At 61.6% G+C, this 13244-nt stretch carries 12 protein-coding genes; all 12 read right to left on the bottom strand.

Annotated elements, in window-relative coordinates:
* Positions 1-37: 37 nt before the first annotated feature.
* Positions 38-313 (bottom strand): DUF1467 family protein, encoded by a 276-nt coding sequence (locus tag AMC88_RS08325; protein WP_029531512.1) that lies wholly within the window; start codon positions 311-313, stop codon positions 38-40.
* A 158-nt stretch (positions 314-471) separates the two neighbouring features.
* Positions 472-876: a methylmalonyl-CoA epimerase gene (gene mce / locus AMC88_RS08320; RefSeq protein ID WP_012483444.1), complete on the bottom strand. Its 405-nt coding sequence runs from the start codon at positions 874-876 to the stop codon at positions 472-474.
* A gap of 2 nt (positions 877-878) precedes the next feature.
* On the bottom strand, positions 879-2549 hold the full coding sequence (locus AMC88_RS08315; RefSeq protein ID WP_012483443.1) for a ribonuclease J: 1671 nt from the start codon (positions 2547-2549) through the stop codon (positions 879-881).
* 17 nt (positions 2550-2566) lie between these two features.
* Positions 2567-3331 (bottom strand): biotin--[acetyl-CoA-carboxylase] ligase, encoded by a 765-nt coding sequence (locus AMC88_RS08310; RefSeq protein WP_012483442.1) that lies wholly within the window; start codon positions 3329-3331, stop codon positions 2567-2569.
* The gene (nuoN, locus tag AMC88_RS08305) at positions 3331-4776 is read right to left on the bottom strand and encodes an NADH-quinone oxidoreductase subunit NuoN (protein ID WP_016734040.1); all 1446 of its coding nucleotides are present in this window, start codon (positions 4774-4776) and stop codon (positions 3331-3333) included. The genes AMC88_RS08310 and nuoN overlap by 1 nt, the downstream gene beginning before the upstream one ends.
* Before the next feature lie 18 nt (positions 4777-4794).
* Complete coding sequence (locus AMC88_RS08300; RefSeq protein WP_012483440.1) at positions 4795-6306, bottom strand: NADH-quinone oxidoreductase subunit M; 1512 nt, start codon at positions 6304-6306, stop codon at positions 4795-4797.
* Entirely contained in the window at positions 6306-8306 is a 2001-nt protein-coding gene (nuoL, locus tag AMC88_RS08295; protein ID WP_064825090.1) for an NADH-quinone oxidoreductase subunit L, read from the bottom strand. Before nuoL ends, AMC88_RS08300 begins: the two co-directional genes overlap by 1 nt.
* A 7-nt stretch (positions 8307-8313) precedes the next feature.
* Complete coding sequence (nuoK, locus tag AMC88_RS08290; RefSeq protein ID WP_012483438.1) at positions 8314-8622, bottom strand: NADH-quinone oxidoreductase subunit NuoK; 309 nt, start codon at positions 8620-8622, stop codon at positions 8314-8316.
* Between the two features lie 23 nt (positions 8623-8645).
* Positions 8646-9260, bottom strand: a complete 615-nt coding sequence (locus AMC88_RS08285; protein ID WP_012483437.1) for an NADH-quinone oxidoreductase subunit J — start codon at positions 9258-9260, stop codon at positions 8646-8648.
* 141 nt (positions 9261-9401) lie between these two features.
* Positions 9402-9893, bottom strand: coding sequence for an NADH-quinone oxidoreductase subunit NuoI (nuoI, locus tag AMC88_RS08280; protein WP_004680064.1), 492 nt, complete (start codon positions 9891-9893; stop codon positions 9402-9404).
* 40 nt (positions 9894-9933) lie between these two features.
* Positions 9934-10977, bottom strand: coding sequence for an NADH-quinone oxidoreductase subunit NuoH (gene nuoH / locus AMC88_RS08275; RefSeq protein WP_012483436.1), 1044 nt, complete (start codon positions 10975-10977; stop codon positions 9934-9936).
* Positions 10978-10989: 12 nt separating this feature from the next.
* Entirely contained in the window at positions 10990-13071 is a 2082-nt protein-coding gene (nuoG, locus tag AMC88_RS08270) for an NADH-quinone oxidoreductase subunit NuoG (protein WP_012483435.1), read from the bottom strand.
* Positions 13072-13244 lie beyond the last annotated feature (173 nt).

The raw sequence follows: 13244 nt of genomic DNA, 5'->3' as shown, positions 1-13244 counted from the left end.
ATTTTACATCTGCCCAAAGTATGAGCAAAAGCCACCCTCAATAGAAGCTAGGCCCGAGTTGTGGAAGGGCGTCGAAGCCCCAGCCGAAATAGGTGTCGCAGACATACCAGAGGCCATAAATCAGCGCCGAGATCAGCGTCGTCAGCGAAAAGACGAAGGCGGCGCGAAAGCGGGTGGGCGCGCTTGGAACGGTGCCCAGCACGATATCGTCGTCTTCCGCCTGGGTGCGCAGGCCGATCGGCAGAACAGCAAAAAGCGTCATCCACCAGATGATGAAGTAGACGGCGAATCCCTGAAGGAAGGTCTGAAGCATTATGGTTCCCAGTGACATCCTGCCGACAGAACGCGACCGCTCTGTCGTTTCGAGTAGGCGTTCTTATACGGCGGAATGGCGGCCAACTCAAAGCGAACGACACATTTCGCCGTCCTCGGGTCACTCTGCCGCAGCGAGACCGTCGATTGACGTTGGACTCAGGCCTGTTCGAGTTCGATGAGCGTGCCGAAGAAATCCTTGGGGTGCAGAAAGAGCACCGGCTTGCCATGTGCGCCGGTCTTCGGCTGACCGCCGCCCAGCACCCGCGCCCCCGCCTCGATCAGACGGTCCCGGGCGCCGACGATATCGTCCACCTCGTAGCAGATATGGTGCATGCCGCCGGACGGGTTCTTGTCGAGGAAGGCTGCAATCGGCGAGGCTTCCCCAAGCGGTTCCAGCAGTTCGACCTTGGTGTTCGGCAATTCGACAAAGACCACGGTGACGCCGTGTTCCGGCAGCGCCTGCGGCTGCGACACGGCAGCGCCCAGCGTGTCGCGATAGGCGGCTGCCGCCGACGTCAGGTCGGGGACGGCGATGGCGATATGGTTTACCCGGCCGAGCATGATCAGACCTTGGTGACGAAGGCGGTAACGACGGGCTTCTTGCCCCAGCTCTGGTTGGCAGCGGCGCGGATGGCGCGGCGAACGGCCTCCTGCAGCATGTCCAGATCCTTGCGGCGGGCCCGCGGAATGCTTTCGATAGCGCTGATCGCCGCGTCGAAGAGCGTATCCTCCATCTCATCGCCCTCGTCGTCATAAACAGGCAGGCCGATCGAGACGAGATCGGGATCGCCGACGATATCATAACGCGCGTCGAGCACGATGCTGACCGCGACATGGCCGACATAGGAGAGTTTCTTGCGCTCGCCGATCCCCATCTCGTCGAAATCGCCGATAAGCATGCCGTCCTTGTAGATACGGCCGTGCGGCGCTTCGCCGATCACCTCGACCGGACCGGGCGCCAGCCGCAGGATATCGCCATTGCGCACCCGCGGAACGATCGAAATGCCGGATTGCTCGGCAAGCTCCTTGTGCGCCGTCAGGTGCGTCGCCTCGCCATGCACCGGCACGACGATCTTCGGCCGCGTCCACTCGTACATGCGCTGCAGCTCGTTGCGGCGCGGATGGCCGGAAACATGGACGAGCGCCTCGATATCGGTGATGATGTGCACGCCCTGCTCGACGAGGCCGTTCTTGATGTCCTGGATCGCCTTCTCGTTGCCGGGAATGGCACGTGAGGAAAAAACGACGATATCGCCTGCCGCAAAGGCTACATTGCGCATTTCGTCGCGGGAGAGTTTGGCAAGGGCTGCCCGCGCTTCGCCCTGGCTGCCGGTCAGGATGACGACGACCTTGTCGCGCGGGATATAGCCGTATTCCTCCTCGGAGATGAAGGGCTTCACGCCCTCCATCAGGCCGATATCCTGAGCGACGTCGACGACCCGCTTCAGAGAGCTGCCGAGCAGTAGCACTTCGCGGCCGGCCGCCTCGGCAGCCTCGGCGACGGTGCGGATGCGGCCGACATTCGACGAGAAGGTGGTGATCGCCACCCGGCCTTCAGCATCTTCGATGATCTTGCGCAGGCTTTCCGAGACATCCTTTTCGGAGGGCGAAACACCGTCGCGCAGCGCATTGGTGGAATCGCACATCAGGGCCAACACGCCCTCGTCGCCGAGCTGACGGAACCGCGTCTCATCGGTCAGCGGCCCGAGCGAGGGCTCGTGGTCGATCTTCCAGTCGCCGGTATGAATGACATTGCCGGCCGGCGTGCGGATCATCAGCGACATCGGCTCGGGGATGGAATGGTTGACGGCCACACCTTCGATGCTGAAGGGGCCGACATTAATCTTATCGCCCGCCTTGAACAGCGTTACCGGCACTTCGCCGATCCTCGCCTTCTCGAAATTGCGTTTGGCTTCAAGCAGGCCAGCGGTAAAGCCGGAAGCATAGACCGGCACGTTGAGACCGGGCCAGAGATCGGCAAGCGCGCCATAATGGTCTTCATGGGCATGGGTGATGATGATCGCCTTGAGGTTCTTGCGTTCGCTGGCGAGGAAGCGGATGTCGGGCAGGACGAGGTCGACGCCCGGCAGATCCGGGCCAGGAAAGGTGACGCCGCAATCGACCATGATCCACTGGCGGTGCTCGGGCGGGCCGTAGCCATACAGAGCGAGATTCATGCCGATCTCGCCAACGCCACCCAGAGGCAGGAATACCAATTCGTCCTGTTTCGCCATAATTTTCGTTTTTTCCGCTATCCAAAAAACACATCACCGGCTGCAATGGGCATGATCCTGCCAGCGCCGATATCGAGCATCAACAAGCCCTTATCATCAATTCCGGCGAATTGTCCGGAAATCGATCGGTCCGGTAAATTCACCGTGATCTTTTCGCCGATGCCACAGGCAATAGCGCGCCAGCGCGCCGTGATCTCGGCAATGCCGCGGCCCTGGTCCCATTGATCGAGCACATCCGCCATCGCCGCGAAGAGATGGGCGAAGAGCTCTTCCGGCGAAGCCGCGCTCGCATGCTGACGCAGACAGGTGACGGGATAGAGCGGATTATCAGGCATCACCGAGACATTGATGCCGATGCCGACGATCAGCGCGTAACGGCCGTCCGGCAGCTGCTCGCCCTCGACGAGGATGCCGCAGGTCTTCTTTCGACCGATCAGAATATCGTTCGGCCATTTGACCTCGAGCGGTTCGGCGCCCGGCGGCAGCACCTGGCGGATCGCCTGGTGCACGGCGACGGCAATGGCCAGCGGCAGCGAGCCGAGGCGCTCCATTGGCGCCGGGTCGATCAACAGAAGGGAAGCGTAGAGATTGCCGCGTTCGGACACCCAGAGGCGGCCGCGGCGGCCACGGCCGCCGGTCTGCCGCTCGGCCGTCACCCAGAGATTTCCGGGGTCGCCCGCCCGCGCCCGGGCGAGGCATTCGCTATTGGTGGACGATGTTTCCGACAGCCCCTCGTGCCTGAAATCGCCGAGCGATATCCGGCGCCGTCTGTCGGAAACCATTAAAACAGCGTCGCGGCGGCAAGCTCTGCCGCACCGCCGATCGGCCCCCCGATCAGCACATAGGCGGTGACGAAGAGACCGGAGAGACCGAACACCAAACGCAGGGCGCCGGAGACCCGGGCGAATTCGCCGGTCGCCTCATCGAACCACATCAGCTTGATGACGCGCAGATAATAATAGGCGCCGACGACCGAGGCGAGAACGCCGATGATGGCCAGCGCATAGAGCTTGGCTTCGATCGCCGCGACGAAGACGAAATACTTGGCGAAGAAGCCGGCGAGCGGCGGAATGCCGGCAAGCGAGAACATCAGCGCCGTCAGCACTACGGCCATGAACGGGTTGGTCGTGGAAAGGCCGGCGAGATCATAGACGTCTTCGACGACAGTGCCGTCCTTGCGGCGCATCGACATGATGATCGCAAAGGTTCCGAGTGTCATGACCATATAGATGACCATGTAAAGCATGACGCCGGAAACACCGGTCTGGTTGCCGGCGGCCAGGCCGACCAGCGCATAGCCCATGTGACCGATCGAAGAATAGGCCATCAGTCGCTTGATGTTTCTCTGGCCGATCGCCGCGAACGAGCCGAGCAGCATCGAGGCGATCGAGATGAAGACGACGACCTGCTGCCAGTCGGCCAGAACCGGCTGGAAGGCGGTGATGACGATGCGGGTCATCATCGCCATGGCGGCGACCTTGGGGGCTGCGGCCAGGAAGGCGGTGACCGGCGTCGGCGCGCCTTCATAGACGTCGGGCGTCCACATGTGAAAGGGAACGGCGGAGATCTTGAAGGCAATGCCGGCGAGGATGAAGACCAGGCCGAAGACGAGGCCGAGCGACCGTGCGCCCTCGACCGACAGCGCCTGGGCAATTTCGGCGAAATGGGTATGGCCGGTGAAGCCATAGACCAGCGACATGCCGTAGAGCAGCATGCCGGAGGAAAGCGCGCCGAGGACGAAATATTTCAGGCCGGCTTCGGTCGACTTCAGGCTGTCGCGGTTGATCGCGGCGACGACATAGAGCGCCAGCGACTGCAGTTCCAGCGCGAGATAGAGCGAGATCAGGTCGTTGGCCGAGATCATCAGCAGGATGCCGAGGGTCGCGAGCACCAGCAGAACCGGGAACTCGAACTTGTCGAGCTGGTTTTCGCGGGCGTGGCCCATCGTCATGAACAGGGCGACCAGCGAGCCGATGAGCGCCACCAGCTTCATGAAGCGGGAGAAGCCGTCGGCCATGTAGACGCCGCCATAGGCAAGGCCTTCGGCCGGCACGAAGAGCAGCCACAGGGCGGGAGCCAGCAGCAGCACGATGGCGAGGCCGGTGACGACGAGGCCCGACCGCTCGCCTGAGAAGACGCCGACCATCAACAGGACCAGGGCGCCGACCGCGAGGATCAGCTCCGGCACGGAAAGATGCAGACTGAGGAGGATTGTTTCAGCGGTCATGTCCGATAAGTCCCGTCATCAATTCATAGACAGCGCAATATTCTGCGCTGCGTGCACGGCGGCCGTGTAGTTGTTGACCAGCAGATCCACCGAGGCGGCCGTGGCATCGAAGACCGGAGCCGGGTAAACGCCGAAGAAGATGGTCAGTGCGACCAGCGGGTAGAGGATCAGCTGTTCGCGTCTGGAAAGGTCGAGCAGCGCCTTCAGCTTTTCCTTCTCCAGCGCGCCGAAGATCACCCGGCGATAGAGCCAGAGCGCATAGGCGGCCGAGAGAATGACGCCGGTGGCGGCAAAGAGTGCGACCCAGGTGTTGACCCGGAAGACGCCGATTAGCGTCAGGAACTCGCCGATAAAGCCCGAGGTACCGGGAAGCCCGACATTGGCCATGGTGAAGACCATCATGGCGACGGCATATTTCGGCATGTTGTTGACGAGGCCGCCATAGGCGTTGATCTCGCGGGTGTGGGTGCGGTCATAGACGACGCCGACACAGAGGAAGAGCGCGCCCGAGACGATGCCGTGCGACAGCATCTGGAAGATCGAACCCTGAACGCCCTGCATGTTGGCGGCGAAGATGCCCATGGTCACATAGCCCATGTGCGCCACCGAGGAATAGGCGATCAGCTTCTTGATATCGTCCTGCATCATCGCCACCAGCGAGGTGTAGATGATGGCGATGACCGACAGCGCGAAGACGAACGGCGCGAAATAATCGGATGCCACCGGGAACATGCCGAGCGAGAAGCGGATGAGACCGTAGCCGCCGAGCTTCAGCAGGACGCCGGCCAGGATCACCGAACCTGCTGTCGGCGCCTGAACGTGCGCATCCGGAAGCCAGGTATGAACCGGCCACATCGGCATCTTCACCGCAAACGAGGCGAAGAAGGCAAGCCAGAGCCAGGTCTGCAGCGCCGGCGGGAACTTGTAGGCGAGCAGCGCGGTAATGTCCGTCGTTCCAGCCTGCCAGTACATCGCCATGATGGCGAGCAGCATCAGCACCGAGCCGAGCAACGTATAGAGGAAGAACTTGTAGCTCGCATAGACGCGGTCCTTGCCACCCCAGACGCCGATGATCAGGAACATCGGAATGAGGCCCGCCTCGAAGAAGACGTAGAAGAGCACGATATCGAGCGAGACAAAAACGCCGATCATCATCGTTTCCAAGATGAGGAAGGCGATCATGTATTCCTTCAGGCGCTTCTCGATCGAGAGCCAGCTCGCCAGCACGCAGAAGGGCATGAGGAAGGTCGACAGGATGACGAACAGCATCGAGATGCCGTCGACGCCGACATGATAGCCGATGCCGGTGCCTAGCCAGTTAAACTTCTGTTCCATCTGGAAGCCCGGATTGGCATTGTCGAAGCCGATCCAGATGACGAGCGAGACGATGAAGGTGAAGACGGTGGTGATCAGCGAGATCCACAGCACGTTCTTGCGGCCGCTCTCGCTCTCGCCGTTCATCAGCAGCAGGAGCACCACGCCGGCGAGCGGCAGGAAGGTGACCGTTGAAAGAATAGGCCAATCGGTCATCAGAAGGAACTCCCGAGCATCATCCAGGTAACGAGCGCCGCAATGCCGATCAGCATGGCGAAGGCATAGTGATAGAGGTAACCGGTCTGCAGGCGGACGACGCGGTCGGTGACGGCAACGACTCGGGCCGCGACACCGTTCGGGCCGTAGGTGTCGATGACGCCGACATCACCCTTCTTCCACAGGAAGCGGCCAAGGGCCCTTGCCGTGCGGACGAAGAGGAAGTCGTAGAGTTCGTCGAAGTACCACTTGTTCAAGAGGAAGTGGTAGAGCACCCGGTGCTGCTTGGCGAGGACGCGCGGCGTCTGCGGCGAGCGGATATACATGTACCAGGCAGTGACGAAACCGAGCAACATGGCGATGAAGGGGCTGAGGCCAACGAGCGCCGGCACGTGGTGAAACTGTTCAACGAGTTCATTCTCGGCGCCGGTAAAGAGCGCGCCCTTCCAGAACTCGGCATATTCCTCACCGTAGAACCGGCCTTCGAAGATCACGCCGGCAAATACCGCGCCGATCGCAAGAAGATAGAGCGGCACCAGCATGACCTGCGGTGATTCGTGGACGTGATGCATGACCTCATGCGAAGCGCGCGGCTTGCCGAAGAAGGTCATGAAGATCAGGCGCCAGGAATAGAAGCTGGTGAACAGTGCGGCGATGACCAGCAATGAGAAGGCGAAGCCCGAGACCGGCGAATGCGATGCATAGGTCGCCTCGATGATCACGTCCTTGGAGAAGAAGCCGGCAAAGCCGATCGGCGTGAAGGGAATGCCGACGCCGGTGATCGCCAGCGTGCCGATGATCATCATCCAGAACGTCACCTTGATGTGCGGCCGCAGGCCACCCATGTAGCGCATGTCCTGCTCACCATCGACGGCGTGGATGACCGAGCCGGCGCAGAGGAAGAGCAGCGCCTTGAAGAAGGCATGCGTGAACAGGTGGAAGATTGCCGCGCCGTAGGCCCCTACCCCGAGGGCCACGAACATGTAGCCGAGCTGCGAGCACGTGGAATAGGCGATGACGCGCTTGATGTCGTTCTGCACGAGGCCAACGGTCGCCGCGAAGAAGGCGGTGATCGCGCCGATCACGGTGACGACAACAAGTGCATCCGGCGACAGTTCGAACAGCGGCGACATGCGGGCGACGAGGAAGACGCCGGCGGTGACCATGGTGGCGGCATGGATGAGGGCCGAGACCGGGGTCGGGCCTTCCATGGCATCCGGCAGCCAGGTGTGCAGCAGGAACTGCGCCGACTTGCCCATGGCGCCCATGAAGAGCAGCAGGCAGACGCCGGTCAGCGCATGCGCCTTGTCGAGCTGCATACCGAAGAGGTTGAGGATCACTTCACCCGCCTCGCCGCCGCCTTCATGCGGAGCGAAATTCGAGGCATTGGCGAAGATCGTGTCGAGATTGATCGCGCCGAACAGCACGAAGACACCGGCAATGCCGAGCACGAAACCGAAGTCGCCGACGCGGTTGACGATGAAGGCCTTCATCGCCGCAGCCGTCGCCGACGGCTTCTTGAACCAGAAGCCGATCAGCAGATAGGAGGCGAGACCGACACCTTCCCAGCCGAAGAACATCTGCGCCAGGTTGTCGGCCGTCACCAGCATCAGCATGGCGAAGGTGAAGAGCGAGAGATAGGCGAAGAAGCGCGGCCGATGCGGATCGGTATGCATGTAACCGATCGAATAGACGTGAACCAGCATCGAGACCGTGTTGACGACGACCAGCATCACCGAGGTCAGCGTATCCACCCGCAGCGACCAGGAAACATCGATGCCGCCGGACTGGATCCAGCGCAGCACCTCGACCTTGATCGGGCCGCCTTCGGCATGGCCCATGCCGACGGTGAAGAAGACGTACCAGGAGAGGATGGCGGCGATGATCATCAGGCCGCTGGTGACATATTCCGAAGCCTTGGCGCCGATGGCGCGGCCGAACAGGCCGGCGACGATCGCACCGATCAAGGGAAGAAAGACGATAGCCTTATAGAGGAACATGAGCCACTCAGCCCTTCATCATATTGACGTCTTCGACCGCGATCGAGCCGCGGTTGCGGTAGAAGACAACGAGAATTGCAAGACCGATCGCCGCCTCGGCAGCCGCCACCGTCAGGATGAACAGCGCAAAGACCTGTCCGACGATGTCGTTCAGGAAATGGGAGAAGGCGACCATGTTGATGTTGACGGAAAGCAGGATCAGTTCGACCGACATCAGGATGACGATGACGTTCTTCCGGTTCAGGAAGATGCCGAAGACGCCGAGCGTGAAGAGGATGGCGCTGACCGTCAGGTAGTGGGAAAGACCGATGACCATGTTCTTTGTTCCTTGACCTGCCTTTAGACGCCCTGCCCGGGCTTGACCGAAACCACCTCGACGGCGGTGGCGGGCGTGCGGGCAACCTGCCTGGGGATATTCTGCCGCTTGATGTTGGTGCGGTGCCGGAGCGTCAGCACGATGGCGCCGATCATGGCGACCAGCAGAACCAGACCGGCGATCTGGAAGAAGTAGACGTAATTGGTGTAGAGCACGTCGCCGAGGGCGGCCGTATTGGTGCGCTCCGTCAGCGCCGGGATCGGCATGGCGACGGTCTTGGCGATCTCGGGCGAGATGACGCTGCCGCCGATGACGACGATCAGCTCGGCGGCGAGAATAATCCCGATCAGCCCGCCGATCGGCGCATATTCGAGAACCCCTGCCCTCAGCTCGGTGAAGTCGATATCGAGCATCATCACCACGAAGAGGAAGAGGACGGCGACGGCGCCGACATAGACGACCAGCAGGATCATCGCCAGGAATTCGGCACCGGCCAGCAGGAAGAGGCCGGCCGCGTTGAAGAACACCAGGATCAGGAACAGAACCGAGTGAACCGGGTTCTTTGCCCAGATGACCATGAACGCCGACGCTATCGCGACAAAGGCGAAAAGATAGAAAAATAGAGCCTGCAGACCCATGTTGGTGCCTTTTTCATCTTCCCCCGGGCAGCCGGGAGTTTTTCTGCCCGATAGAGCCTTGCGCGGCTGACCGGCAAAGCTCCTGTGCATATTGACCGCGACCGGAGCAGCGAAGCTCCCTTGCGGCATGTCTAAACCCAATCAGCGGTACGGCGAGTCGATCGCGATATTGCGGGCGATTTCGCGCTCCCAACGGTCTCCGTTATCGAGAAGGCGCGCCTTGTCGAAATAGAGCTCTTCGCGGGTTTCCGTCGCAAATTCGAAATTCGGACCCTCGACGATCGCGTCAACAGGGCAGGCTTCCTGGCAGAAGCCGCAATAGATGCACTTCACCATGTCGATGTCGTAGCGCACGGTGCGGCGCGTGCCGTCGTTGCGGCGCGGACCAGCCTCGATTGTGATGGCCTGGGCGGGACAGATCGCCTCGCATAGCTTGCAGGCGATGCAGCGTTCCTCGCCGTTCGGATAGCGGCGCAACGCATGCTCGCCGCGGAAACGCGGAGACACCGGGCCCTTCTCGAAGGGGTAGTTGATGGTCGCCTTCTGGCGGAAGAAATAGCGCATCGACAGAAAGAACGCGCCAAAGAATTCCTTGAGGAACAGCGAGTTGATGGAGCTGGACAAGCTTGCCATCTTCAACCTCCAATTTTGCCGGAAACGAGAGCGAGCGTCATCAAGCCCATCCCATCAGTTTCAGCACGAATGCAACGATGATGACCATGGCGAGCGACAGCGGCAGGAAGACCTTCCAGCCGAGACGCATGAGCTGGTCGTAGCGGTAGCGCGGGACGAAGGCCTTGACCATCGCGAACATGAAGAACACCAGGCAAGCCTTCAGTGTGAACCAGATGATGCCCGGCACCCAGTTGAGGACCCAGATATCGACCGGGGGCAGCCAGCCGCCCAGGAAAAGGATCGTCGTCAGCGCGCACATCAGGCAGACGGCCGCATATTCGCCGAGCATGAACATCATGTATGGCGAGGAGCCGTATTCGACCATGAAGCCGGCGACCAGTTCCGATTCGGCCTCTGGAAGGTCGAAGGGCGGACGGTTGGTCTCGGCCAGCGCCGAAATGAAGAAGACGATGAACATCGGGAAAAGCGACAGCCAGTGCCAGTCGAGGAACGAGGCAGGCAGGCCGAGCATCGTGCCGAGGCCGGTATGCTGTGCATTGACGATATCGGTGAGGTTCAGCGAACCGACGCAGAGCAGCACGGTGACGATGACGAAGCCGATAGAGACTTCGTAGGAGACCATCTGTGCCGCCGAGCGCAGGGCGCCCAGAAACGGATACTTCGAGTTCGAAGCCCAGCCGCCCATGATGATGCCGTAGACTTCGAGCGAGGAGATAGCGAAGATGTAGAGGATGCCGACATTGATGTTGGCGATCACCCATCCGTCGGCGAGCGGCACCACCGCCCAGGTGGACAGCGCCAGAAGCACCGTCACCAGCGGGGCAAGCAGGAAGACCGCCTTGTTGGCGCCGGCCGGAATGATCGGCTCCTTGAAGACGAACTTCAGAAGGTCGGCGAAGGACTGGAACAGGCCGAAGGGACCGACGACGTTCGGGCCGCGGCGCAGCTGCACGGCCGCCCAGATCTTGCGGTCGGCGAGCAGCACATAGGCGATGAAGACGAGAAGGCAGACCAGAAGCAGCAGCGACTGACCGACCATGATGATCGCCGGCAAGACATAGGTCGAAAAGAAAGAATCCATGGTCCCCTGCCCTTACTCTGCCGCGACTTTGAAGTTGTTGCGGGCCAATGCCGAGCACTCGGCCATGACAGCCGAGGCCCGCGCTATCGGGTTCGTCAAATAGAAGTCTTTGACCGGCGACGCAAACCCTGACTTGTTCACCTTGCCGGCTTTTTTCGCAACTGCGGCAATTTGGGCGCTATCGGTTTCGGCGATCTCGTCGATGGCGGCGAAATGCGGGAAAGCGGCATAGAGCCGGCCACGCAGTTCACTCAGCGAATCGAAGGGAAGCTTCTTGCCGAGCACGTCGGAAAGGGCGCGGATAATGGCCCAGTCCTCACGGGCATCACCCGGCGCAAAGCCGGCGCGGCTGCCCATCTGGACGCGGCCTTCGGTGTTGACCCAGGTGCCGGACTTTTCCGTATAGGCTGCGGCCGGCAGGATGACGTCGGCATGATGGGCGCCGTTATCACCATGCGAGCCGATATAGACAGTCAGCCCCGCCTTCTTGGCGGTGAAGTCGAGTTCGTCGGCGCCGAGCAGGAAAAGCACGTCCATCGACGTCAGCATTTCAGCGGCATTGACACCCTTGGCACCCGGCACGAAACCGAGGTCGAGGCCGCCGACGCGCGAGGCGGCGGTGTGAAGAACGGCAAAGCCGTTCCAGCCTTCGACGACCGCGCCGACCGAACCGGCAAGCTTGGCGGCGCTGGCAAGGACGCCGGCGCCGTCAGTGCGCGACAACGCACCCTGGCCGATGATGATCATCGGCTTGGCGGCATTCTTCAGGACGTCGGCAAAAGCGTGGGTGCCATCGACCAGATCCTTCAGCGTGTCGGGACCGGCGCCGAGATAATCATAGCTGTAACGCAGTTCGCCCGGCTCTCCGATGACGCCGATCGGAAACTTGCCGCGGCGCCAGCGCTTGCGGATGCGGGCATTGAGGATAGCCGCCTCGAAGCGCGGATTGGCGCCGATGATCAGCAGCGCGTCGGCCTGGTCGATGCCTGCGATGGTCGGGTTGAAAAGGTAGCTTGCGCGGCCGAGCGACGGATCGAGTGCCGTCCCATCCTGGCGACAGTCGAGGTTTTCCGATCCGAGCGACTTCACCAGTTCGGACAGCGCATACATTTCCTCGACGGAAGCAAGATCGCCCGCGATCGCGCCGATCTTGTCGCCCGAGGTGGCGCCGACGGCGGCTTTGATGGCACCGAAGGCCTCGGCCCAGCTCGCCGGCTGCAGGCGGCCGTCGCGGCGGACATAGGGCCGGTCGAGGCGCTGGGTCTTCAGGCCGTCCCAGATGAAGCGGCTCTTGTCGGAAATCCACTCCTCGTTGATCGCCTCGTTGACGCGCGGCAGGATGCGCATGACTTCGCGGCCGCGGGTATCGACGCGGATCGCCGAACCGACGGCGTCCATGACGTCGATCGATTCGGTCTTGTTCAGTTCCCAGGGGCGCGCGGTGAAGGCGAAAGGCTTGGAGGTGAGCGCGCCGACCGGGCAAAGGTCGACGACGTTGCCCTGCAGTTCGGAGGTCATCGCCTGTTCGAGATAGGTGGTGATCTCGGCGTCTTCGCCGCGGCCGATCAGGCCGAGTTCGGAAATGCCGGCGACCTCGGTGGTGAAGCGAACGCAGCGCGTGCAGTGGATGCAGCGGTTCATCACCGTCTTGACGAGCGGGCCGATATACTTGTCCTCGACGGCACGCTTGTCTTCCTGGTAGCGCGAGGTATCGATGCCGAAGGCCATCGCCTGGTCCTGCAGGTCGCATTCGCCGCCCTGGTCGCAGATCGGGCAATCGAGCGGATGGTTGATCAGCAGGAATTCCATCACGCCTTCGCGGGCCTTCTTGACCATCGGCGTGTTGGTGAAGACCTCGGGCAGTTCGCCGTTCGGGCCGCCGCGAATGTCGCGAACGCTCATGGCGCAGGAAGCCTGCGGCTTCGGCGGGCCGCCCTTCACTTCGACAAGGCACATGCGGCAATTGCCGGCAACCGACAGCCGCTCATGGAAGCAGAAGCGCGGAACCTCGGCGCCGGCGTCTTCGCACGCCTGCAACAGCGTGAAATGATCCGGAACTTCGATCTCGTTGCCGTCAATCTTCAGTTTTGCCATCGTCGCTCAGTCCTGTTTCCCGTTTGCCTGAAGACGGCAAACAAACCTATTTTTGCAACAGTCTCATTGCCAAGCCGGATCTTTCGTCCTGCTGGCAGCTGATGTCGCCCAAATTCTCTATCGCGCGTTCCAGGTCCGGAACCGCACCGGCATCTGCAGCGTGGGGCCCCCGC

The organism is Rhizobium phaseoli, from assembly GCF_001664385.1.
Classification (GTDB): domain Bacteria; phylum Pseudomonadota; class Alphaproteobacteria; order Rhizobiales; family Rhizobiaceae; genus Rhizobium; species Rhizobium phaseoli.
This window is presented reverse-complemented; position numbering and strand designations above follow the sequence as displayed.

Coding starts and splice junctions, on each gene's coding strand:
- AMC88_RS08325 (WP_029531512.1), bottom strand. CDS start 313: ATGCTTCAGACCTTCCTTCAGGGATTCGCCGTCTACTTCATCATCTGG.
- mce (WP_012483444.1), bottom strand. CDS start 876: ATGCTCGGCCGGGTAAACCATATCGCCATCGCCGTCCCCGACCTGACG.
- AMC88_RS08315 (WP_012483443.1), bottom strand. CDS start 2,549: ATGGCGAAACAGGACGAATTGGTATTCCTGCCTCTGGGTGGCGTTGGC.
- AMC88_RS08310 (WP_012483442.1), bottom strand. CDS start 3,331: ATGGTTTCCGACAGACGGCGCCGGATATCGCTCGGCGATTTCAGGCAC.
- nuoN (WP_016734040.1), bottom strand. CDS start 4,776: ATGACCGCTGAAACAATCCTCCTCAGTCTGCATCTTTCCGTGCCGGAG.
- AMC88_RS08300 (WP_012483440.1), bottom strand. CDS start 6,306: ATGACCGATTGGCCTATTCTTTCAACGGTCACCTTCCTGCCGCTCGCC.
- nuoL (WP_064825090.1), bottom strand. CDS start 8,306: ATGTTCCTCTATAAGGCTATCGTCTTTCTTCCCTTGATCGGTGCGATC.
- nuoK (WP_012483438.1), bottom strand. CDS start 8,622: ATGGTCATCGGTCTTTCCCACTACCTGACGGTCAGCGCCATCCTCTTC.
- AMC88_RS08285 (WP_012483437.1), bottom strand. CDS start 9,260: ATGGGTCTGCAGGCTCTATTTTTCTATCTTTTCGCCTTTGTCGCGATA.
- nuoI (WP_004680064.1), bottom strand. CDS start 9,893: ATGGCAAGCTTGTCCAGCTCCATCAACTCGCTGTTCCTCAAGGAATTC.
- nuoH (WP_012483436.1), bottom strand. CDS start 10,977: ATGGATTCTTTCTTTTCGACCTATGTCTTGCCGGCGATCATCATGGTC.
- nuoG (WP_012483435.1), bottom strand. CDS start 13,071: ATGGCAAAACTGAAGATTGACGGCAACGAGATCGAAGTTCCGGATCAT.